The sequence below is a fragment of the Pseudenemella bisphenolivorans genome (assembly GCF_051133435.1).
Taxonomy (GTDB): domain Bacteria; phylum Actinomycetota; class Actinomycetes; order Propionibacteriales; family Propionibacteriaceae; genus JAAYAO01.
In genome coordinates this window covers 228,953-250,826 of the sequence record NZ_JBPGNY010000004.1, presented here as the reverse complement: position 1 = coordinate 250,826, position 21,874 = coordinate 228,953, and the positions used below count along the sequence as shown (strand labels likewise).

Here is a 21,874-nt window from a genome sequence, read left to right as displayed (position 1 = left end):
GCCCGAGCACACTGTTGGGTCCTGAAGGGTCGGTTGCGATTGCAACGAACCTTCTGCGGACCACAACCTCGAGAGGAATCTCGAGGCTGGTTACCGCCCGTATTTTGAGAACTACACAGTGGACGCGAGCATCTTTGTAGTAACAACAAGCTACTAAGGGCAATCGGTGGATGCCTAGGCACCAAGAGCCGATGAAGGACGTTGTAACCTGCGATAAGCCCCGGGGAGCTGGTAAACAAGCCGATCCGGGGATCTCCGAATAGGGAAACCTCGAAACACCGGAATTAAATGTCCGGCGACCTCTGCCTGAACACATAGGGCAGTTGGAGGGAACGTGGGGAAGTGAAACATCTCAGTACCCACAGGAAAAGAAAACAACCGTGATTCCGTAAGTAGTGGCGAGCGAACGCGGAAGAGGCCAAACCACAGGTGTGTGATAGCTACCAGGCGTTGCACTTGTGGTGTTGAGGGGCCGTTCCGATCAGGCTGGTAACTGATCAAGGAGTCATAAACGATCTCGAAAGTCGAATCATACTGGGAAGATGAAGCACAGAAGGTAATACTCCTGTAGACGTAACGTGATCACTCCTGAGCGTCACCCCAAGTAACACGGAACCCCTGAAATTCCGTGTGAATCCGGCGGGACCACCCGCTAAGCCTAAATACTCCTTGGTGACCGATAGCGGACAAGTACCGTGAGGGAAAGGTGAAAAGTACCCCGGGAGGGGAGTGAAATAGTACCTGAAACCGATTGCCTACAATCCGTCGGAGCCCTTCGGGGTGACGGCGTGCCTTTTGAAGAATGAGCCTGCGAGTTAGTGGTATGTGGCGAGGTTAACCCGTGTGGGGAAGCCGTAGCGAAAGCAAGTCCGAACAGGGCGTTGAGTCGCATGCTCTAGACCCGAAGCGAAGTGATCTATCCATGGCCAGGTTGAAGCGACGGTAAGACGTCGTGGAGGACCGAACCCACCTAGGTTGAAAACTGGGGGGATGAGCTGTGGATAGGGGTGAAAGGCCAATCAAACTTCGTGATAGCTGGTTCTCCCCGAAATGCATATAGGTGCAGCGTCACGCGTTTCTTTCCGGAGGTAGAGCACTGGATGGTCTAGGGGGCCCACAAGCTTACCGAAATCAACCAAACTCCGAATGCCGGAAAGTTAGAGCGTGGCAGTGAGACTGTGGGGGATAAGCTTCATAGTCGAGAGGGAAACAGCCCAGATCACCAGCTAAGGCCCCTAAGCGATTGCTAAGTGGAAAAGGATGTGGAGTTGCGCAGACAACCAGGAGGTTGGCTTGGAAGCAGCCACCCTTGAAAGAGTGCGTAATAGCTCACTGGTCAAGTGATTCCGCGCCGACAATTTAGCGGGGCTCAAGCAATCCGCCGAAGCTGTGGCATTCATGCATTAGCCCGGTACCTAGTACCCAGGCGCATGGATGGGTAGGGGAGCGTCGTGTGCGCGAAGAAGCGGCGGGGTGACCCAGCCGTGGAGAGCACACGAGTGAGAATGCAGGCATGAGTAGCGAAAGACGGGTGAGAAACCCGTCCGCCGAATATCCAAGGGTTCCAGGGTCAAGCTAATCTGCCCTGGGTAAGTCGGGACCTAAGGCGAGGCCGACAGGCGTAGTCGATGGACAACGGGTTGATATTCCCGTACCGGCGTATGTTCGATCCTGCCGAGGCGAATAATGCTAAGCACGGAAGGTTCCGGATGTCTTCGGACTGAAAAGAACCGACTCTGCGACCCAAGTTCGTATTAGGCAAGCTGCGGAGGGACGCAGGAAGGTAGCCCAACCCGGGCGATGGTAAGCGCAAGCTGATCCCGGGCTAAGTGTGTAGGGTTGGATGTAGGCAAATCCGCATCCTCGGTACCTGAGACATGACGGCTGGTTGGCATTCGTGCCAACGAGTGGGTGATCCTATGCTGCCTAGAAAATCTTCGTGAGCGAGAACATGAGCCGCCCGTACCCCAAACCAACTCAGGTGGATAGGTAGAGAATACCAAGGCGATCGAGATAATCATGGTTAAGGAACTCGGCAAAATACCCCCGTAACTTCGGAATAAGGGGGGCCGGATGTGTGATGAGATTTACTTTCTAAGCACTGAAGGCCGCAGAGACCAGGCCCAAGCGACTGTTTACCAAAAACACAGGTCCGTGCCAAGTCGCAAGACGATGTATACGGACTGACTCCTGCCCGGTGCTGGAAGGTTAAGGGGAAGTGTTAACTTCGGTGAAGCACTGAACTTAAGCCCCAGTAAACGGCGGTGGTAACTATAACCATCCTAAGGTAGCGAAATTCCTTGTCGGGTAAGTTCCGACCTGCACGAATGGAGTAACGACTCGGGCGCTGTCTCAACCATGAACTCGGCGAAATTGCACTACGAGTAAAGATGCTCGTTACGCGCAGCAGGACGGAAAGACCCCGGGACCTTTACTATAGTTTGGTATTGGTGATTGGGACAGCTTGTGTAGGATAGGTGGGAGACTTTGAAGCGGCCACGCCAGTGGTTGTGGAGTCAACGTTGAAATACCACTCTGGTTGTTCTAATTATCTAACCTAGGTCCGTTATCCGGATCAGGGACAGTGCCTGATGGGTAGTTTGACTGGGGCGGTCGCCTCCCAAAAGGTAACGGAGGCGCCCAAAGGTTCCCTCAGCCTGGTTGGCAATCAGGTTTCGAGTGTAAGTGCACAAGGGAGCTTGACTGTGAGAGAGACATCTCGAGCAGGGACGAAAGTCGGGACTAGTGATCTGACGGTGGCATGTGGAAGCGCCGTCACTCAACGGATAAAAGGTACCCCGGGGATAACAGGCTGATCTTGCCCGAGCGTCCATAGCGACGGCATGGTTTGGCACCTCGATGTCGGCTCGTCGCATCCTGGGGCTGGAGTCGGTCCCAAGGGTTGGGCTGTTCGCCCATTAAAGCGGCACGCGAGCTGGGTTCAGAACGTCGTGAGACAGTTCGGTCCCTATCCGCTGCGCGCGTAGGAGTCTTGAGAAGAGCTGTCCTTAGTACGAGAGGACCGGGACGGACGAACCTCTGGTGTGCCAGTTGTCCTGCCAAGGGCACGGCTGGTTAGCTACGTTCGGAAGTGATAACCGCTGAAAGCATCTAAGCGGGAAGCACACTTCAAGATGAGGGCTCCCACAGATTAATCTGGTAAGGCCCCCAGCAGAACACTGGGTTGATAGGTCGGATGTGGAAGTGCAGCAATGCATGGAGCTGACCGATACTAATAGGCCGAGGGCTTGTTCCTACAAAGATGCTACGCGTCCACTGTGTGGTTCCCGAGATATGGTCGGGAACCTCGTCACCGCAAGGTGACTCGAAGGTCCGATATCTCAATAGAGTTTCGGTGACCATGGCGAGAGGGAAACACCCGGCTCCATTCCGAACCCGGAAGTTAAGCCTCTCAGCGCCGATGGTACTGCGTGGGGGACTGCGTGGGAGACTAGGCCGTCGCCGGACATACAAAACACCTCAGCGGTGGTTCTTCGGAACCACCGCTGAGGTGTTTTTGCGTGCCCTTTTGTTTTCGCACGCCCGGGTTCGGGCGCGCCTGGCTCTCCGGGGCGCACCGGGATCGTGTGACTTTGTGCCCGAGGGGTGCACAAGATGTCACACGATGACGCGTAGTCCTGCCGACGATTGGCATTGTGTCGCCCGACCTAGAAGAATCGGGGGGTGAACGAATCCCACGATGACCAGGCGCCACGCGATCGCGGCCGGCGCCCCGGGCCCGGTAGGGGCCCACGCGACAACCGGCGCGGTGGCGGGCCGCCTCGGTCGAGATGGCAACGGTCCGGGGAACCGTCCCGGGACGAGGGTCGACGGGAATCGGGTCGGGACTCCGACCGACGCGGCTGGACCGGACGTTCCCCGTCACGACGTACCGCCGAACCGGGTGCCGACTCCTCCCGTGGCGGCCGTGGCTCCAGCAGTTGGAATCGCGAGAGTGGGCGAGGAACGGGCCGTGACCGCCGAGAAGGTACTCGGCGAGATCGCGACGACTCGCGGGGTTACCGCAGCGATCGTGACGACCGTGGCTTCGACCGCGGTCGTGGCGGAGCCGGTGAGGAAGAGCGCCGCGGTCGGTGGAACAGAACCGAGCGCTCCGATGGGCGAGACCCCCGCGGGCGTGGTGACCGGCCGGCCGGTCGTGGTCCCCGGGGCGACGGAGCACGCGGATCCGAGGGACGATGGAACTCCGGGCGGGGTTCGGATCGGTCGCGTTCGGACAGACCGCGTCGCGACGACCGAGGCCGCGACGAGCGAGGCCGCGACAATCGAGGTCGGGATGACCGGTGGCGCGACGATCGTCGCCGCGAGGATCGGGGTGGCCGCGGTCGCTACGACGACCGAGCCCCACGCCGGTTCTCCGACCGGGACAGCCGCGATGACCGTCGACCGTGGAGTCGGGACGATTCGGGGCGAGCTGGTCGCGATGGGCGTGGTCCCGATGAGCGTGGTCGCGATGACGCCCGTCGGGGTGGTCCCGAGCGTGGTCGACCTCAGCGTGGCCGACCCGGAGTTCGACGTGGCCCGGGCGACCGTGGCTTCGAGAGCCGTGGTTTCGAGAAGCGTGGCTTCGATGACCGTGGCCCGGGCGCCCGCCGGGACAATCGTGGCGGTGGCCGTTACCCGGGGCGGGACGACCGAGGCGGAAAGTTCGAGCGACGCGATGACCGCGGCGGTCGGTTCGACCGCCGGGATGATCGCCGCGACGAGGAACGGCAGATTCCGCCCGGACTGGAACGGCACCCCGATGAGCCGGCGGTACCCGAGGTCGATCCGAAACTGTTGCCGCGTGCGGTGCGTGCGGAACTGCGCGGGTTGTCGCCGGAGGCCGCCGAAACCGTGGGGGCCCATTTGGTCGCTGCCGGCCAGCTGATCGACATCGATCCGGAGCTGGCCTTCCGGCACGCCGAGGCCGCCCGGCGACGCGGCGCCCGGCTGCCGGTGGTGCGGGAGGCCTCGGCCGAAACCGCCTATGCCGCCGGCGAATACGCCCACGCCCTGCAGGAATACCGGGCGCTGCGCCGGATGACCGGCGAGCAGATCTACCTACCGGTGATTGCCGACTGTGAACGTGCCCTGGGCCGGCCGCAGGAGGCTCTCAGCGTGATTCGCGAGGCTCGGGGCTTGGAACTGCCGGGCGATACCCGGGTGGAACTGTTGCTGGTCGAGGCCGGCGCCCGCGGGGATCTCGGGCAGGTACCGGAATCCCACCGGCTACTGCGCGATGCCCTGCGCAACGGCATTCCCGGCGCGTCCTCACTGGCCCAGGCGCGATTGGCGTATGCCTTCGCCGAAGCCTTGTTGAGCCGCGGTAGGGAGGCCCAGGCGCGCACCTGGTTCGACCGGGCGGCCGATTGGGACGCCGAGCATCAGACCGACGCCGCCGACCGTCGCGACGAACTGGACGGACTGTTGGTCGAGTTCGACGACGCTGAGGACTTCGACGACGCTGAGGACTTCGACGACGCCGAGCAGTTGGACGATGCCGAGCAGTTGGACGACGCTGCCCGGTTGGAGGACGGTGACCAGTTGGACGAGGGTGACGAGTTCGAGGACATCGTGGGCCACGACGGCGAGGAGGCCGAGGACGACCCGGGGGAGCAGCCATGATCGAGGCCTTCGACGCGGTGCTGTTCGATCTCGACGGTGTCATCTACCTGGGACCCCAACCGGTAGCCGGTGCCGCCGAGGGCGTCCGGGGATTGCGGGATCGCAAGATCGCGATCGGCTTCGTCACCAACAACGCCGCCCGGTCGCCGCGCGAGGTGGCCGAACACCTCACCGCCCTGGGTGTGGCGGCGACCGAAACCGACGTGGTGACTTCCTCCCAGGCCGGGGCCCGGCTGCTCGCCGAGCAGGTTCCGGCCGGATCGAAGGTGCTGATCATCGGCACCGAGGCCCTGGCCGAGCAGGTCGCCCTGGTGGGCCTGGAACCGGTGCACGACCTGACCGAGATGCCGGCCGCGGTGATTCAGGGATACCACCCGAACTTGTATTGGCCCCTGCTGGAGGAGGCCTGCGTGGCGATCCAGCACGGTGCGGTGTGGGTGGCCACCAATACCGACTCGACCCGGCCCACCGAGCGCGGCATCGTGCCCGGTAACGGAGCCGCGGTGGCCGCGGTGCGCACGGCGGTCGATGTCGACCCCCTGGTGGCCGGTAAGCCCCACCGACCCCTGATCGACGAGGCGGTCCGCCGCACGGGGGCGAGCAATGCCCTGTTCGTGGGCGATCGGCTGGACACCGATATCGAGGGCGCCCACGCGGTGGGTCTGGCCTCGGCGATGGTGCTCACCGGGGCGCACGGGGTGCGCGATCTGCTGGCCGCCCACCCGGGAGCCCGGCCGACGATGCTGCTGGTCGACCTGCCGGAGATGTTCGAGCCGGCCCGGGTCGCCGAACCGATCGAGGGCGGATTCCGCTGCCGCGCCGCCGAGGCCCGGGTGCTGGAGGGCACGCTGCGCGTCGTCGGACCCGAGGACACCCCGGCGCGGGCGGCCGACGCGGCCTGGGCAGCAGCCAACGCCTGCTGGGCCGCGGCCGATGCCGGGATCGCGGTGGACCGGAACGGCTGGGGGGCAGACCGATGACCGAGAGCCATGTACCCGAGAGCCCTGCTCCCGAGAACCGTGCTCCCGAGAACCGTGCACCCGAGGGCCATGTCACCGAGGAGCACGTCACCGAGGGTGGCACCGGCACCGACAGCCCTCCGCAGACCGGCCACGAGGCCATCGATGCGGCTCTGGCCCACGTTGCCGAATCCGGTGACCCCGAAGCAATCACCCGCGCCCTGGACGTCCTGCAGAGCGTCCTGGACGCCGACCCCGACGAACTACCGCCCCGGTGAGACTCGATCTGGCCCTGGTCGAGGCCGGTTTGGCCCGCTCCCGCACCCAGGCCGCCCGCCTGATCGCCGCCGGACGCGTCCGGGTCAACGGCCGCACGGCCGACAAACCCGCCCAGCCGGTCACCGGCGAGGACGAGCTCCACCTCAGCGAACCCGACCCCTGGGTGTCGCGGGCCGCCCACAAACTCCTCGGCGCCCTGGCCGACCTCGAGCTGCATCCGGCCGGCCGGGCCCTCGACGCCGGGGTGTCCACCGGTGGGTTCACCCAGGTACTGCGCCACCTGGGCTGCGCACCGGTCTACGCCGTCGACGTCGGCCACGGCCAACTCGCCGACCCGGTACGTCACGATCCGGGCGTGATCGTGCACGAAGGGCTGAATCTGCGCGATCTGCAACCGGCCCACCTCGATCACCGGCCGGTCGATTGGGTGGTGGCCGATGTCTCCTTCATCTCGCTCACCCTGCTGCTGGAACCCCTGTTCGGGGTCCTCGACGACCGGGGCACCGCACTGCTGATGGTCAAACCCCAGTTCGAGGTGGGCCGCGCCAAGCTCGGCAAACACGGCGTGGTCACCGACCCCGAAGCCCGCGAAGCAGCGGTCGACACAGTCTGTGCAGCCGCCGCCGAGCTCGGCTGGTTCGAGCACGGCCGGGTACCGAGCCGCGTCCCCGGCCCGGCCGGCAATGTGGAGTACTTCGTCCGGCTGCGCCGAGAAAGCAAAGACACCGACCAGCCCGAGACGTCGTAGGGTGGACCCCGTGACAAGCCCGTCCCCAGTTCCTGTCGTCCGGCGCCGTGTCGCCGTGCTCACGCACAGCCACCGCGAACAAGCCATCAGTGCCGCGAAGCAATTCATCGCCGGGATGGCCGACCACAACATCATCTGTGTCCTGCCCGCCAAGGACTTGGAGATCATGGGCGACCTGGGTGGCGCCCCGGTGGAGCAACTCGCCGACGAACACAACGGAGCCAGTTGTGAACTGGTGGTCATCTTCGGCGGCGACGGCACGATCCTGCGCGGCGCCGAATGGGCGCTGCTGGCCGACATCCCGCTCCTGGGGGTCAACCTCGGCCACGTCGGCTTCCTGGCCGAGGCCGAAGCCACCGAGATCGACGAAACGGTCAAACACGTGGTGGCCCGCGAATACCGGGTCGAGGAACGTCTCACCGTCGACGTGGAGATTCTCGACGAGGACGGACAGGTGGTCTGGTCGACCTTCGCGGTCAACGAGGTGTCGGTCGAGAAGGGCGCCCGGGAACGGATGATCGAGGTCGTGGTCAAGGTCAACGACCGGTCGCTGTCGCGATGGGCCTGCGACGGGGTGCTGGTGGCCACCCCGACCGGATCCACCGCCTACAGCTTCTCCGCCGGCGGCCCCGTGGTGTGGCCCGGGGTGGAAGCCATGCTGATGGTGCCGCTGAGTGCCCACGCCCTGTTCAACCGCCCGATGGTCTTTCCACCCAAAACCACGCTGGAGGTCGAGTTGTTGCCGACCGTGCCGAAGACCGAGGGCATCATCTGGTGCGACGGGAGGCGCTCCAGCCCGGTGTGGGGCGGGCAGACGGTGCGCGCCACCGCCGGACAACACCGGCTGCTGCTGGCCCGACTGGGCCACTCGTCGTTCACCGACCGCTTGGTGCGCAAGTTCGGCTTGCAGGTCGAGGGCTTGCGCGGGGTGGGTGAGAAGCGGCTGGCCCAGCCGGACGGGGACGCGCAGTGATCGGCGAACTGCGAATCCGCAATCTCGGCGTGATCGCCGACGCCACCATCGAGCCCGGTCCCGGGCTGACCGTGGTGACGGGGGAGACCGGCGCCGGTAAAACCATGGTGGTCACCGGCTTGGGTCTGCTGCTCGGCGGCAAGGGCTCGGCCGGCCAGGTGCGCAACGGCACCGAACGACTGCAGGTCACCGGACGGTTCAGTCAGGTCGGTGCGGAGGCCGTCGAACGGGTCACCGACGCCGGCGGCGAACTCGACGAGGACGAACTGCTGGTGGTGCGCCAGGTGACCGCCGCCGGACGCTCCCGTGCCCACCTCGGGGGAGTCGCGGTACCAATGGCGGTGGCCGGCGACCTTGTCGCCGAGATGCTGGTGATCCACGGCCAAACCGAGCAGGTGCGCCTGGCCCGCTCCGACCGGCAACGCGAGGTACTCGACCGTTTCGGCGGTGCCGAACTGGCCGCCGAACGCGACACCTATCACCGCGCCTGGCAGGACCGCCGCGCTGCGGTCACCGAACGCGACGAACTTCACGCCGCGAGCCGGGAACGAGCCCGCGAGCTCGACCTGCTGCGCTTCGGAGCCGACGAGATCGCCGCCGTCGACCCACAACCCGGCGAGGACGAGCAACTCCGGGTCGAGGCCAACCGGCTGCAATCGGTCGACGACCTGCGGATGGCGGCCCACACCGCCCTGGTGGCGATCAACTCCGACCCCGACGACCCGACCGATCAGCCCTACGCGGTGGGCCTGCTGGACACCGCCCGCACTGCGCTGGACCGGGCCGACACCGACCCCGAAGCAGCCGACCTGGCTCGTCGGGTCGCCGACCTCGGTTATCAACTCGCCGACCTCGGCGCCGACCTGTCGAGCTTCCTGGCCGGTCTGGAGGCCGACCCGAACCGGCTGGAATGGGTCACCGGCCGGCTCGCGGAGCTGTCCGGCCTGACCCGCAAGTACGGCGAGAGCATCGACGAAGTGCTCGCCTGGGCCGCTTCGGCCGCCGAACGGATCGCCGAACTCGACGGCACCGACGACCGGATCGCCGCCCTGGACCACCGGATCGAGGCCCTGGACACCGAACTGCTCGCCACAGCCGCCCGGCTGACCGCCCTGCGCCGCACCGCCGCCGACGAACTCGCTGCCGCGGTCGACACCGAACTGGCCGCCCTGGCGATGCCGAATGCCACCTTGAGTTTCGAGCTCACCAGCACCGGCGACGATGTCGCAGCGTTGGGGCCGACCGGGGCCGATCAGGTGGAGATCATGTTCCGGGCCAACCCCGGACAACGACCCGGCCCGCTGGGCGCGGTCGCCTCCGGTGGCGAACTCTCCCGGATCCGACTCGCTCTGGAAGTTTCCCTGGCCGACCGGTTGGTCGCCGAAACCGGCACCGGCCCCACCACGATGGTCTTCGACGAGGTCGACGCCGGTATCGGTGGACGGGTCGCCAGCGAGGTGGGGCGCCGCCTCGCCCGGCTGGCCGAACACGCCCAGGTGATCGTGGTGACCCACCTGGCCCAGGTGGCGGCCTTCGCCGGGCGACACTATTGCGTGGCCAAGACCGATGACGGGCAGGTCACCGTCAGCGATGTCGCCGAGGTCACCGGTGACGACCGGCTGGCCGAACTGGCCAGGATGCTCGGCGGTGCCGACTCCGACGCGGCCCGGGCCCACGCCGCCGAACTGCTGGCACAAGCAACCGTGTCGGACCCGGTCACTACACTGATGCAGAACTGATCTGGAGGGGGACGGCAGTGAACTCGATGAGGATCGCCCTGGTACTCACCTCCGGGCCCGGCGCACTGGGCCGCCACGTCGGTCGGATGGCGAAACGGTTCGCCGCCGAGGGGCACGAGGTGGAGCTGTACTGCCTGCCCGCAACCGCTCGCGGGCACCAATACGCAGACCTTCCCGGGGTGCGGGTGCGCACCCTGATGGAGATGCACAACCTGCGCCATGCCGATGTGGTGCACGCCCACGGCTACCAGGCCACCCTGCAGGCCGTCACCGCCACCCTCGGCCGGGTGCCGTTGATCTCGAGCTGGCACCAGTCGGCCTCGGCTCCCGAGGCCGGTCCGGCCGTCCGGCTGGGCCAAACCGGCGCGGCCAAGGCCGCCGACCTGGTGCTCGGCGCCAGCCAGGACGTGGTGGCCGAGGCCCGCGCGCTGGGGGCCGAGGCCGAGTTCGGCCCGATCGGAGCACCCCCACCGGCACGTCCGAGCCGCACCCGCGAAGAAGTCCGCGCCGATATGGCGCTGGCCGAGAACGAGAAACTCATCGTCTCGGTGGGCCGGCTCACCCGGGGCAAGAACTTCGACCTGGTGGTCGACATGGCCACCGAACTGGCCGACCGGCGCGACCTGCGGTTCGTGATCCTCGGCGGTGGGCCCGAACGCACCCGGCTGCTGCGCCGGATCGTCGAACCGGCCCTGCCGGTCGCCCTGCCCGGCACCCGCGGCAAGGTCGCCGATCTGCTGGCCGCCGCCGACGTGGTGCTGATCACCTCCCGCTGGGAGGCCCGTCCGATCCTGGCCCAGATGGCGCTCCAGGCCGGGGTGCCGCTGGTCGCCACCCGGGTCGGCGGCATCCCCGACCTGGTCGGTGACGGGGCGGTGCTGATCGACCCCGACGCCCCGGCCTCGGCTGCCTTCGCTCTCGCCGGGCTGCTGGACGACCCCGAACGCGGCGCCGAACTCGCCGCCGCCGGACGCGCCCAAGCCGCCACCTGGCCCACCGAGGACGATGTGGCCGACCAACTGCTCGGCGTTTACCGCCGGGTGATCGACCAGCGCGCCTCGAGCGAGCGAACCGACGAGAAACCCGAACTCGAAACCCCCGGCCGGGATGCGACAGAACCTGGCCCCAGACGCTAGGTTGGAGATCCGTGGGGACTGCACCGAAAACCAAGCACATCTTCGTTACCGGAGGCGTGGTTTCCTCCCTCGGTAAGGGACTGACCGCCTCCAGCCTGGGCAGCCTGCTGGTGGCCCGCGGACTGCGGGTCACGATGCAGAAGCTTGACCCGTACCTCAACGTCGACCCCGGCACGATGAACCCGTTCCAACACGGCGAGGTGTTCGTCACCGAGGACGGCGCCGAAACCGACCTGGACATCGGCCACTACGAGCGCTTCCTCGATGTCGACCTGAATGCGGCGGCCAACGTGACCACCGGCAAGGTCTACTCGGCCGTGATCGCCAAGGAACGCCGCGGCGACTACTTGGGCGACACGGTGCAGGTGATTCCGCACATCACCAACCAGATCAAGGACGAAATGATGTCCATGGTCAGCGACGACATCGACGTGGTGATCCACGAGATCGGCGGCACCGTCGGTGACATCGAATCGCTGCCCTTCCTGGAGGCCGCGCGTCAGGTCCGCCGCGACATCGGCCGCGACCGGTGCTTCTTCCTGCACGTCTCCCTGGTGCCCTACATCGGGCCCAGCGGTGAGATGAAGACCAAGCCGACCCAGCACTCGGTGGCCGCCCTGCGCCAGGTCGGTATCCAGCCCGACGCCCTGGTCTGCCGGTCGGACCGCGAGATCCCCGAGTCGGTCAAGCGCAAGATCGCCAACGCCTGCGACGTCGACGAAGAGGCCGTGGTGGGTTGCGCGGACGCCCCGAGCATCTACCACATTCCCAAGGTGCTGTACGCCGAAGGCCTCGACGTCTACGTCATCCGCCGGCTCAACCTGCCCTTCCGTGATGTCGACTGGAAGTCCTGGCACGACCTGCTGGAGCGGGTGTACCACCCCAAGGACGAGGTCACCATCGCCCTGGTCGGCAAATACATCGACCTGCCCGATGCCTACCTCTCGGTGGGCGAGGCATTGCGCGCCGGTGGTTTCGCGAACTGGACGAAGGTCAACGTGCGCTGGGTGCAGTCCGATGACTGCGACACCCCCGAAGGTGCGGCCCGGCTGCTCGGCGATGTGGACGGGATCTGCATTCCGGGTGGCTTCGGCATCCGGGGTGTCGAGGGCAAGATCGGGGCCCTGCGCTATGCCCGCGAGAACAAGGTGCCGCTGCTCGGCCTGTGCCTGGGCCTGCAGATGATGGTGATCGAGGTCGCCCGCAATCTGGCCGGGCTGCCGGAGGCCAACTCCAGTGAGTTCGACCCCGATGCCGCCGACCCGGTGGTGGCCACGATGGCCGAACAGGTCGACATCGTCGAGGGCCAGGGCGACCTGGGCGGTTCGATGCGCCTCGGCTCCTACCCGGCGGTGCTCGATCGTGACTCCCAGGTGGCCTGGTTGTACGGTCAGAATCAGGTCACCGAACGGCACCGGCACCGCTACGAGGTGAACAACGCCTACCGTGACCGGCTCATCGAGGCCGGCCTGGTGATCTCGGGCACCTCCCCGGACGGGTCGTTGGTGGAGTTCGTCGAACTTCCCCGCGAAACCCACCCCTTCTTCATCGCCACCCAGGCCCACCCCGAGTACAAGTCCCGGCCCACCCGGCCCCATCCGCTCTTCCGCGGCCTGATCGAGGCAGCCCTGGTGCGGCAGAAGGGCCGGCGGCTGCCGGGCCTGGAGATGGCCGACCTCACCGAGGACGATGATGCGTGAGGTTCCGCGGCTGAGCGGTGACGAACTGATCGACAGCCCCGAACAGTGGGAGCTCGTGTCGCGCACCGAGATCATGCGCAACCGCGTGTTCTCGATGCAATCCGACACCATCCGCACCCCCGACGGCGAAGAACTGGTGCGCGAGTTCGTGCAACACCCCGGCGCGGTGGGCATCATCGCGGTCGATGCCGACGATCACGTGATCCTGGTGCGCCAATACCGGCACCCGGCCGGCTATCGGCTGATCGAACCTCCCGCCGGCCTGCTCGACATCGATGACGAACAACCTCTGGCCGCCGCCCAACGGGAACTGGCCGAGGAGGCCCAGATGGCCGCCGCCGACTGGCGGGTACTGGTCGACCTGTTCACCACCCCCGGTGGGGTACAGGAATCGGCACGGGTGTTCCTGGCCCGCGACCTCAGCGACGCCCCGCGTCCCGAAGGATTCGTGGTGGAACACGAAGAGGCCCACATGGACGTGGTACGGGCACCGTTCGACGAGGTGGTGGCCGGGGTGCTCGGTGGCCGGCTGCAATCCCCGTTGTTGGTGTCCGGAATCCTGGCCCTGGCCACCGTCCGGGCCGGGGCGGGGGAGGACTCCCTGCGCGCCCCCGAGGCCCCCTGGCCGGCCCGTGGCCAGAAGCGCAAGGTGGACGCGGCCGGTTGAACCCCGGCGAGCCCTCGGCCCGGCTGACCGGATGGGTGCAGACCTTCCTGGATCATCTGGCCGTCGAACGCGGACTCAGTGGCAACACCACCGAGGCCTACCGGCGTGACCTCACCCGCTACCTGGACCACCTGACCCGGCAGGGCATCACCGAACCGGCTGCGATCACCGCCGAGCATGTCGCCGGTTTCGCCGGCTACGCCGCCGACCTCGGCCTGGCCGACAGCAGTATCGCCCGGGCGGTGGTGGCCGTCCGCGGCCTGCACCGCTTCGCCCTCGAGGAGGGCACCTGTCCGGCCGACCCGGCCGCCGACGTCCGCCCCCCGCAACAGCGCCAACGACTGCCCAAGGCACTGAGCATCGCCGAGGTCGGTGAGCTGCTGGCCACCCCCGACACCAGCACCATCACCGGCTTGCGTGACGCCGCCCTGCTCGAACTGCTCTACGGCACCGGGGCCCGGATCAGCGAGATCGTCGACCTCGATGTCGACGACCTCACCCGGGTGCTGACCGACCCCAGCCCGGAGGTCGGCCTGCGCCTGCGCGGTAAGGGCGACAAGGAACGGGTCGTTCCACTGGGCCGCTACGCCCGCGAGGCGGTGGACGCCTGGCTGGTGCGCGGACGTCCGGGCTTGGCCGAACGCGCGGCGAGGTTCGACCCGGCACTGCTGCTGAATGCCCGGGGCGGGCGGCTGAGCCGACAAAGCGCCTGGGCGGTGCTGCAGCGGGCCGCCAAAGCCGCCGGGATGGACGACCGGGTGTCGCCGCACACCCTGCGCCACTCCTATGCCACCCACCTGATCGACGGCGGTGCCGATGTGCGCGTGGTCCAGGAACTCCTGGGTCACGCTTCGGTAACGACCACCCAGATCTATACGCTGGTCACCATCGATCATTTGCGTGAGGTGTACGCGACGGCCCATCCGAGGGCACGACGTGACACTTAATAACCTCTTATCGATATTTCGTTTACCGTTTGTGTCGGAGACGCACCTCACCCGCTAGGGTGTGTCGATATGTTCGCCGCGAGGCGATGAAGGGAGTGACCAGGTGACCAACACCACGAACTCGGGGCCCGCCCTGTTCGAGGAACCGACCGCTGAAGGCCCCGAGTTGGGTCCCACCGGTCGACCCTGGCCGACCATTCCCGAAATGCACCCTCCATCGGCACCGCCGTCACGGGCGCAGATCATCGCCATGTGCAACCAGAAGGGTGGGGTCGGTAAGACGACCACCACCATCAATCTGGGCGCATCCCTGGCCGAAGCCGGCTACCGCGTCCTGCTGGTCGATTTCGACCCGCAGGGCTCGCTGTCGGTGGGCCTGGGTGTGGATCCGCACTCGATGGAACTCAGCATCTACAACGCGTTGATGGACGACGCGTCGGTGGACGAGGTCATCTTGCCCACCGGGGTCGACGGGATGGACCTGATCGGTTCGAACATCGACCTGTCCGCGGCCGAACTGCAATTGGTATCGGAAGTGGCTCGCGAACAAGCACTCAGCCGGGTGCTGACTCCCTTGCGGAATCGCTACCACTTCATCCTGATCGACTGTGCCCCGTCCTTGGGGCTGCTCACGATCAACGCGATGACCGCAGCCGACCGGGTACTGATCCCGCTCGAATGCGAATACTTCGCGTTGCGCGGGGTGGCGCTGCTGCAGCGCACGATCGACATGGTGCAACGCCGGATCAACCCCGAACTGAAGATTCTCGGCGTGGTTGGCACCATGTTCGACGGCCGCACCCTGCACGGTCGTGAGGTGATGGAGCGGGTCGTCGAAGCTTTCGGCGACAAGGTCTTCCACACCGTGATCCGCCGAACCGTGAAATTCCCCGAGACCACGGTGGCGGGCGAACCGATCACCACCTATGCCTCCGCCTCGCCGGGTGCCGGGGCATATCGCGTACTTGCCAGAGAGGTGTTGTCCCGATGCCAAGACGAGTAGCGCTGCCGGGAGAGAACAAATTGCTGCATGCCACCGACGAAACAGCCACCGAATCGGGCGCCCCGCCCGAGACCGCGGCCGAGCGCCGGGTTCGCCGCGGAAGCGGCCGGGTGAGGCATGACGAGAAGATCACGGTTTACATCAGTAAGGACGAGCTGCTCGCCCTGGAGACCGCGCGGCTCACCCTGCGCGGACACGGCTTGGCAGTGGACCGTGGCCGGATCGTACGCGAAGCCGTGGCCATGGCTCTGGAGGACCTCGACGAGCGAGCCGACGACTCCGAGATCGTCCAACGGCTGCAACGGTGAGCGCCCCGGCGTTCGTTGTACGCCTGGACAATTTCGAGGGCCCCTTCGATCTACTGCTGCAGCTGATCTCGCGGCGCCGACTCGATGTCACCGAGGTCGCCCTCTCGCAGGTGACCGACGAGTTCATCGCCTATGCCCGAGCCGGCGGCAAGGTGTGGCCCCTGGAACAGACCAGCCAGTTCCTGCTGGTGGCAGCCACCCTGCTCGACCTCAAGGCCGCCCGACTGCTGCCGGCCGGTGAGGTCGAGGACGACGAGGACCTCGCCCTGCTGGAGGCCCGCGACCTGCTGTTCGCCCGTCTGCTGCAGTACCGCGCCTTCCAACAGGTGGCGGCCTGGATCGCCGATGTGCTGGACACCCAGCAGTCCTGGCACCCGCGCCCCGGCGGGCTGGAACCGCACTTCGCCGCGCTGCTGCCCGAAGTCGAGCTCGACCTCGAACCCGAGGAGCTGGCCCAACTGGCTGCTGCGGCGATGACCCCCAAGGCCCTGCCGGTGGTGTCGCTGGAACACCTGCACGCCCCCGCGGTGAGCGTGCGCGACGAGGCCCAGGTGATCGTCAACCGGTTGCGCGTGGTGCGCAGCCTGTCCTTCCGCTCCCTGGGGTCCGATGTCGACGTGCCGGTCGTGGTGGCCCGCTTCCTGGCCCTGCTGGAGTTGTTCCGCGAGGGCGCGGTTGCCTTCGAACAGGTCAGCCCACTGGCAGAGTTGACCATTCGCTGGACCGGCACGGAAGCTGGTGAGGTCGAGATCAACGACGAATACGTGCGTGAGGAGAACGGGACCGCAGATGAGTGACGAGGTGGCACCGCTGATCGAAGCGTTGCTGTTGATGGCCACCGAGCCGGTCTCGGAGCTCGAGCTCGCCGAAGCCTGCGAGCGCCCGGTGGACGAGGTGCGCACCGTACTGGCCGAACTGCAGGAGTTCTACGACAGCACCGGCCGGGGTTTCGCACTGCGCAATGTGGGCGGGGGGTGGCGCTACTGGACCCGTCCCGAATATGCCGAGGCGATCGGCCGGCACCTGCTGGAGGGCCAACACGCCAAGCTGTCCAAGCCCGCCCTGGAAACCCTGTCGGTGATCGCCTACCTGCAGCCGGTCTCACGCAGCCGCATCGCCGCGGTGCGCGGGGTGAACGTGGACGGGGTGGTGCGCACCCTGATCAGCCGCGGCCTGGTCGACGATTCGGGCCGCGACGAGGACACCGGTGCCGGCCAACTGGTCACCACCCCCCTGTTCCTGGAGCGGATGGGTCTCGGCTCGCTGGACGAACTACCCCCGCTGGCCCCGCACCTGCCCGAGGTGGCCGACCTCGAGGCCGAACTGAGCCAACTGGCCGACCTGGACACCGACGGCGGCGAAGCCCCGGCAACCGACGGGTCGCCGCAGCCCGAACTCTCGCCGGCCGCCGAGCCGGAATCACGACAGGAGATGTGATGGAGCAGGCCGAAGGAGTGCGGCTGCAGAAAGTGCTCGCCGCCGCCGGAATCGCCTCCCGCCGCGCCGCCGAGGAGATGATCGCCGAGGGCCGGGTTGAGGTGAACGGCCGCCTGGTGCTGGAACAGGGCCTGCGGGTCGACCCCGACACCGACGAGATCCGGGTCGACGGTTCCCGCATCCCGCCGCCGCGCCGGCATGCCTACCTGGTGCTCAACAAGCCCCGTGGGGTGGTGTCCACCCTGTCCGACCCCGAGGGGCGTCCGACCCTGGCCGACTACCTGGAGGACCGCCGGGAACGCCTCTTCCACGTCGGACGCCTGGACACCGACACCGAGGGCCTGATCATTCTCACCAACCACGGGGAGTTCGCCCACCGGCTCGCCCACCCGTCCTACGAGGTACCGAAGACCTACCTGGCGGTGGTCGAGGGCCGGGTCAGCCCCTCGGAGATCCGCCGACTGCAGAAAGGCGTCACCCTCGAGGACGGCCCGGTGCGTCCCGACCGGGTCACCCTCAAGAACGCCCACGGCGACCGGTCAATGGTCGAGGTGGTGCTGCACGAGGGCCGCAACCGGATCGTGCGACGGATGTTCGATGCGATCGCCCACCCGGTGCGCGAACTGGCCCGCACCCGGATCGGCCCGGTTCGCCTGGGCCGACTGCCCAGCGGCGAATCCCGCGACCTGACCCGGGAGGAACTGGGCGCGGTACTGGACCTCATCGGGCTGTGATGGGGTTCCTGGGGCGTCGGATCTACGGTCTGGAGACCGAGTTCGGCGTGCTCGGATTGGACAACAAACTCAGCCCCGAACAGATCGCCCGCTACCTCTTCCGCAGCGTCGTGGCCTGGGGACGCACCAGCAATGTCTTCCTGGAGAACGGCTCCCGGGTCTACCTGGACGTCGGCTCGCACCCCGAATACGCCACCGGCGAATGCGATTCGGTGCCCCAGGTGGTGGTCCATGACCGGGCCGGGGAACTGATCCTGCACGACCTGGCCCTCGGGGCGGAACAACAGTTGGCCGCCGAACAGATCACCAGCCGGATCCACCTGTTCAAGAACAACGTGGATTCCTACGGACACTCCTACGGCTGCCACGAGAACTACCTGGTGCGGCGCACCGGCGACTTCTCCCGCTACGCCGACCTGCTGGTGCCCTTCCTGGTCTCGCGCACCCTGCTGTGCGGGGCCGGGCTGCTGGCCCCCGATGACCGCGGCCGCAGCGTTTATCAGCTCAGCCAGCGCGCCGATCACATGTGGGAGGCGGTGTCCTCGGCCACCACCCGGTCGCGTCCGATGATCAACACCCGCGATGAACCCCACGCCGACCCGGAACGGTACCGCCGGCTGCACGTCATCGTCGGGGACTCCACGATGGCCGAACCCACCACCGCCCTGAAGCTCGGCTCCTGCGAGTACGTGCTGCGGGTGATCGAATCCGGCCGGGCGATGCGCGACCTGCGCCTGGAACACCCGGTGCGGGCGATGCGCCGGATCAGCGCCGACCCGACCGGACGCACCCCGGTGCGCCTGGCCAGTGGCCGCACGATCACCGCCCTGGAACTGCAGGCCGAATACCTCACCGCGGCCCAACAGATCGCCGAGGAGGATCCACACCCGACCGACCCCTGGCTGGGCCGGGTAATGGAGTTGTGGCAACGTGGCCTGACCGCGATCGAATCCGACAACCTCTCCCTGGTCGACACCGAACTCGACTGGGTGATCAAGCAACGGCTGCTGCAGCGCTATGCCGACCGGGACGGACTCGCCCTGGATGATCCGCGCCTGGCCCAGATCTCGCTGGCCTACCACGACATCGCCCCCGACCGGGGGCTGCATCGGCTGCTGGAGACCGCCGGGGCGGCCGCCCGCTGGACCACCCCCGAGGAGGTCACCGAGGCGAGGACCCTGGCCCCGCAGACCACCCGGGCCGCGCTGCGTGGACGGTTCATCGCGGCGGCCCGGGAGGCCGGGGTGGCCTACGCCGTCGACTGGACGAATCTGCGCGTCACCGAAGGAGCCGGCGCCCGTACCGTGATGTGCAAGGACCCCTTCGCCGCGACCGACGAGCGGGTCGATCGACTGATCGAAGGAATCGGTGCCTCCGGGCAGGTCGGGTAGGCTACGCGCGTGCAGTACATCTCCCGACGCGTGGGCGCGGCCCTGGTGGCCCTCACGCTCACCGCGACCCTGGCAGCTTGCTCCGGCGACGATCCCGAGACCTCGGAGACGACCGAACCGAGTGTGGCCGGCCCCACCGACGGGACCCCTGCCCCGACGGAGCAGCCGACGCCCACTCCGACGCCGGAACCCACGCCGCAGCCCGAACCGACCACGCTGCAGAACCTGGACGCGATCAAGGTCTCGGGTGAGTTGAACCAGAAGGTGCAGGTCACGGTTCCGGCGCCGATGAAGGTCGACCAGACCCAGGCGAAGGTGCTCGTCCAGGGCAAGGGTTCCAAGGTTCCCGAGGGCGGGCAGGTGCTGGTGCACTACACCGGCGTCAACGGACGCAGCGGTGAGGAATTCGACTCGAGCTGGTCGCGCGGCGAGGAACCCACTCCTTTCCCGCTGGATCAGGTCGTCCCGGGCTTCGCCAAGGGGCTGGCCGGTAAACAGGTCGGCAGCCGGGTACTGATCGCGATGACCGGCAAGGACGGGTACGACTCGATGGGTGGCAACCCGCCGACGATCCAGGTGGGCGACACCCTGGTCTTCGTGGTCGACATCGTCGGCACCCAGTTGGCCGGCCCCGAGGGTGACCAGGTGCAACCCAAGGCCGGACTGCCCACCGTGAGCGGGGAACTCAATGCCCCGAAGGTGACCATCCCCAAGAGCGAACCGCCGACCGACCTGGTCGTGCAGCCGCTGATCAAGGGCAAGGGTGCCGAGGTGGCTCCCACCGACACGATCGTGGCCGACTACCAGATGGTGTCCTGGAAAACCGGCGAGGTGATCGACCAGTCGTACGGCCGCAAGCCGGCTTCGGGCGAGGTGTCGCGACTGATCAAGGGTTGGGTCGAGGGCCTCCCGGGCCAGACCGTGGGTAGCCGGGTGTTGCTCGTGGTTCCGCCCAACCTGGCTTACGGCGACTCCGGCTACGACGACCCGAAGGTCGAGGGTGGCGACACGCTGGTGTTCGTGGTCGACATTTTGATGAGCACTCCTGCCGAGTAAAGTAGGAGTTTCTGCGGGTGGGGTCTGGTGGTCAGACGCCGCACTTCCGGTGTGGAGATCGGGGTTCGAATCCTCGCGCCCGCTCCAACTTTGCCCCGATGTGCCCCGAAGACTCTCAAGCAGGGTCGATCACGGCCAACCGGGGTAGTACCCACGGCTGATCCGGCATCACCGCCGGGTCGAACCGGCGCAACAACTCATCGGTGCCGACCTGTTCGCCGGGATGCACCCCATCCGGCCCGTCCGGCCCGGGTTCGGCCAGCCCGAGCGAAGCTGCCAGCAGTGACCGCACCCGTCCGGGTGTCCAACCCCGTTCGGCCACCTCGGCCAGGGTGATCGCGCCGTCGCGCTTGGCCAGCCGCTTGCCCTCGTCGTTGACCACCAGCGGGACGTGGGCGAACTCCGGCACCGGGCCACCCAACCGGTCGGCCAACCAGCCATGCCGCGGTGCCGAGGACAACAGGTCGTCGCCGCGACACACCTGGTCGATGCCCATCGCCAGGTCGTCCACCACCACCGCCAGGTGATAGCCGAAGGCGCCGTCACTGCGCCGCACCACGAAATCGTCCACCACCGCACCGACCCGACCGTGCCACCGATCGGTGATCGTGAACCGGGCACCCTCGGCCCGCACCCGCAGCGCCGGGGGACGTTCCCTGCGACGCCGCCGCCGTTCGGCCTCGTCCAGATTGCGGCAGGTGCCGGGGTAGGGGCGCAAACCATCGGCCGCATGGGGGGCGGTGCTGGCCAGGGCGATGTCCTTGCGGGTGCAGAAACACTCGAAGACATCCAGCCGTTCCAGGGCCTGCTCGTAGACCGCCAACCGTTCGGTCTGCACCACCGTCGGCGGGTCGAAGTCCAGGCCGATGGCGGCCAGATCCTCGACCTGTTGGGCGGCCACCGCGGGCGCCCCGGCCACCCGCTGTTGATCCAGGTCCTCGATCCGCAGGCGGAAGGCCCGTCCGGTGCTGCGGGCCAGCAACCATGCCACCAGGGCGGTGCGCAGATTGCCCAGATGCAGCGGTGAGGTCGGGCTCGGCGCATAGCGTCCGGCCCCGGCGGTGGTGCTGTTGGTCGGTGAGGTCATCTCGAAGCCCGATCGTAATCGTCCACGGCGGGATCGTGGTTCCCGATGTGAGGTGGAGCGGTAACCTCTGCGGGAAGGATCG

The 21,874-nt window shown here is 66.9% G+C and carries 19 protein-coding genes, 1 tRNA gene and 2 rRNA genes; 21 read left to right on the top strand and 1 reads right to left on the bottom strand.

The window, feature by feature from the left end:
* Positions 1-143: 143 nt before the first annotated feature.
* From ACR4XW_RS11295 to ACR4XW_RS11195, 21 genes are all read left to right on the top strand, one after another.
* Positions 144-3,256, top strand: a 23S ribosomal RNA gene (locus tag ACR4XW_RS11295).
* 95 nt (positions 3,257-3,351) lie between these two features.
* Positions 3,352-3,468, top strand: a 5S ribosomal RNA gene (gene rrf, locus ACR4XW_RS11290).
* Positions 3,469-3,973: 505 nt separating this feature from the next.
* The gene (locus ACR4XW_RS11285) at positions 3,974-4,891 is read left to right on the top strand and encodes a hypothetical protein (protein WP_434760656.1); all 918 of its coding nucleotides are present in this window, start codon (positions 3,974-3,976) and stop codon (positions 4,889-4,891) included.
* The gene (locus ACR4XW_RS11280; protein ID WP_434760655.1) at positions 4,858-5,628 is read left to right on the top strand and encodes a tetratricopeptide repeat protein; all 771 of its coding nucleotides are present in this window, start codon (positions 4,858-4,860) and stop codon (positions 5,626-5,628) included. Before ACR4XW_RS11285 ends, ACR4XW_RS11280 begins: the two co-directional genes overlap by 34 nt.
* The gene (locus tag ACR4XW_RS11275) at positions 5,625-6,608 is read left to right on the top strand and encodes an HAD-IIA family hydrolase (protein ID WP_434760654.1); all 984 of its coding nucleotides are present in this window, start codon (positions 5,625-5,627) and stop codon (positions 6,606-6,608) included. Before ACR4XW_RS11280 ends, ACR4XW_RS11275 begins: the two co-directional genes overlap by 4 nt.
* Positions 6,605-6,865: a hypothetical protein gene (locus tag ACR4XW_RS11270; protein WP_434760653.1), complete on the top strand. Its 261-nt coding sequence runs from the start codon at positions 6,605-6,607 to the stop codon at positions 6,863-6,865. Before ACR4XW_RS11275 ends, ACR4XW_RS11270 begins: the two co-directional genes overlap by 4 nt.
* Positions 6,862-7,614 carry a TlyA family RNA methyltransferase gene (locus ACR4XW_RS11265; protein WP_434760652.1) on the top strand — a complete coding sequence of 251 codons (753 nt, stop codon included), beginning with the start codon at positions 6,862-6,864 and terminating at the stop codon, positions 7,612-7,614. Before ACR4XW_RS11270 ends, ACR4XW_RS11265 begins: the two co-directional genes overlap by 4 nt.
* Position 7,615: 1 nt before the next feature.
* Positions 7,616-8,587 (top strand): NAD kinase, encoded by a 972-nt coding sequence (locus ACR4XW_RS11260; RefSeq protein WP_434760651.1) that lies wholly within the window; start codon positions 7,616-7,618, stop codon positions 8,585-8,587.
* Entirely contained in the window at positions 8,584-10,326 is a 1,743-nt protein-coding gene (gene recN, locus ACR4XW_RS11255) for a DNA repair protein RecN (protein ID WP_434760650.1), read from the top strand. The genes ACR4XW_RS11260 and recN overlap by 4 nt, the downstream gene beginning before the upstream one ends.
* 26 nt (positions 10,327-10,352) lie before the next feature.
* Positions 10,353-11,462 (top strand): glycosyltransferase family 4 protein, encoded by a 1,110-nt coding sequence (locus ACR4XW_RS11250; RefSeq protein WP_434760845.1) that lies wholly within the window; start codon positions 10,353-10,355, stop codon positions 11,460-11,462.
* Positions 11,463-11,473: 11 nt separating this feature from the next.
* Positions 11,474-13,162 (top strand): CTP synthase, encoded by a 1,689-nt coding sequence (gene pyrG / locus ACR4XW_RS11245; RefSeq protein WP_434760649.1) that lies wholly within the window; start codon positions 11,474-11,476, stop codon positions 13,160-13,162.
* Positions 13,155-13,829, top strand: coding sequence for an NUDIX domain-containing protein (locus tag ACR4XW_RS11240; protein ID WP_434760648.1), 675 nt, complete (start codon positions 13,155-13,157; stop codon positions 13,827-13,829). Before pyrG ends, ACR4XW_RS11240 begins: the two co-directional genes overlap by 8 nt.
* The gene (gene xerD / locus ACR4XW_RS11235) at positions 13,826-14,776 is read left to right on the top strand and encodes a site-specific tyrosine recombinase XerD (protein ID WP_434760647.1); all 951 of its coding nucleotides are present in this window, start codon (positions 13,826-13,828) and stop codon (positions 14,774-14,776) included. Before ACR4XW_RS11240 ends, xerD begins: the two co-directional genes overlap by 4 nt.
* A gap of 103 nt (positions 14,777-14,879) precedes the next feature.
* On the top strand, positions 14,880-15,779 hold the full coding sequence (locus ACR4XW_RS11230) for a ParA family protein (RefSeq protein WP_434760646.1): 900 nt from the start codon (positions 14,880-14,882) through the stop codon (positions 15,777-15,779).
* Positions 15,764-16,087, top strand: coding sequence for a hypothetical protein (locus ACR4XW_RS11225; protein WP_434760645.1), 324 nt, complete (start codon positions 15,764-15,766; stop codon positions 16,085-16,087). Before ACR4XW_RS11230 ends, ACR4XW_RS11225 begins: the two co-directional genes overlap by 16 nt.
* Positions 16,084-16,884, top strand: coding sequence for a segregation and condensation protein A (locus ACR4XW_RS11220; RefSeq protein ID WP_434760644.1), 801 nt, complete (start codon positions 16,084-16,086; stop codon positions 16,882-16,884). Before ACR4XW_RS11225 ends, ACR4XW_RS11220 begins: the two co-directional genes overlap by 4 nt.
* The gene (gene scpB, locus ACR4XW_RS11215; protein WP_434760643.1) at positions 16,877-17,524 is read left to right on the top strand and encodes an SMC-Scp complex subunit ScpB; all 648 of its coding nucleotides are present in this window, start codon (positions 16,877-16,879) and stop codon (positions 17,522-17,524) included. The genes ACR4XW_RS11220 and scpB overlap by 8 nt, the downstream gene beginning before the upstream one ends.
* Positions 17,524-18,258 (top strand): pseudouridine synthase, encoded by a 735-nt coding sequence (locus tag ACR4XW_RS11210; protein WP_434760642.1) that lies wholly within the window; start codon positions 17,524-17,526, stop codon positions 18,256-18,258. The genes scpB and ACR4XW_RS11210 overlap by 1 nt, the downstream gene beginning before the upstream one ends.
* Positions 18,258-19,649 (top strand): Pup--protein ligase, encoded by a 1,392-nt coding sequence (gene pafA / locus ACR4XW_RS11205; protein ID WP_434760641.1) that lies wholly within the window; start codon positions 18,258-18,260, stop codon positions 19,647-19,649. The genes ACR4XW_RS11210 and pafA overlap by 1 nt, the downstream gene beginning before the upstream one ends.
* 9 nt (positions 19,650-19,658) lie before the next feature.
* Complete coding sequence (locus tag ACR4XW_RS11200) at positions 19,659-20,705, top strand: FKBP-type peptidyl-prolyl cis-trans isomerase (RefSeq protein ID WP_434760640.1); 1,047 nt, start codon at positions 19,659-19,661, stop codon at positions 20,703-20,705.
* A 13-nt stretch (positions 20,706-20,718) separates the two neighbouring features.
* Positions 20,719-20,792 (top strand) — tRNA-Gly (locus tag ACR4XW_RS11195).
* 28 nt (positions 20,793-20,820) lie between these two features.
* Here the strand turns inward: ACR4XW_RS11195 and gluQRS are convergent.
* On the bottom strand, positions 20,821-21,792 hold the full coding sequence (gluQRS, locus tag ACR4XW_RS11190; protein ID WP_434760639.1) for a tRNA glutamyl-Q(34) synthetase GluQRS: 972 nt from the start codon (positions 21,790-21,792) through the stop codon (positions 20,821-20,823).
* Positions 21,793-21,874 lie beyond the last annotated feature (82 nt).

What these genes read in the sequence shown, in the direction of transcription:
- ACR4XW_RS11275 (WP_434760654.1), top strand. Translation starts at nt 5,625, where the DNA reads ATGATCGAGGCCTTCGACGCGGTGCTGTTCGATCTCGACGGTGTCATC.
- ACR4XW_RS11270 (WP_434760653.1), top strand. Translation starts at nt 6,605, where the DNA reads ATGACCGAGAGCCATGTACCCGAGAGCCCTGCTCCCGAGAACCGTGCT.
- ACR4XW_RS11250 (WP_434760845.1), top strand. Translation starts at nt 10,353, where the DNA reads ATGAGGATCGCCCTGGTACTCACCTCCGGGCCCGGCGCACTGGGCCGC.
- ACR4XW_RS11240 (WP_434760648.1), top strand. Translation starts at nt 13,155, where the DNA reads ATGCGTGAGGTTCCGCGGCTGAGCGGTGACGAACTGATCGACAGCCCC.
- ACR4XW_RS11225 (WP_434760645.1), top strand. Translation starts at nt 15,764, where the DNA reads ATGCCAAGACGAGTAGCGCTGCCGGGAGAGAACAAATTGCTGCATGCC.
- scpB (WP_434760643.1), top strand. Translation starts at nt 16,877, where the DNA reads ATGAGTGACGAGGTGGCACCGCTGATCGAAGCGTTGCTGTTGATGGCC.
- ACR4XW_RS11210 (WP_434760642.1), top strand. Translation starts at nt 17,524, where the DNA reads ATGGAGCAGGCCGAAGGAGTGCGGCTGCAGAAAGTGCTCGCCGCCGCC.
- pafA (WP_434760641.1), top strand. Translation starts at nt 18,258, where the DNA reads ATGGGGTTCCTGGGGCGTCGGATCTACGGTCTGGAGACCGAGTTCGGC.
- gluQRS (WP_434760639.1), bottom strand. Translation starts at nt 21,792, where the DNA reads ATGACCTCACCGACCAACAGCACCACCGCCGGGGCCGGACGCTATGCG.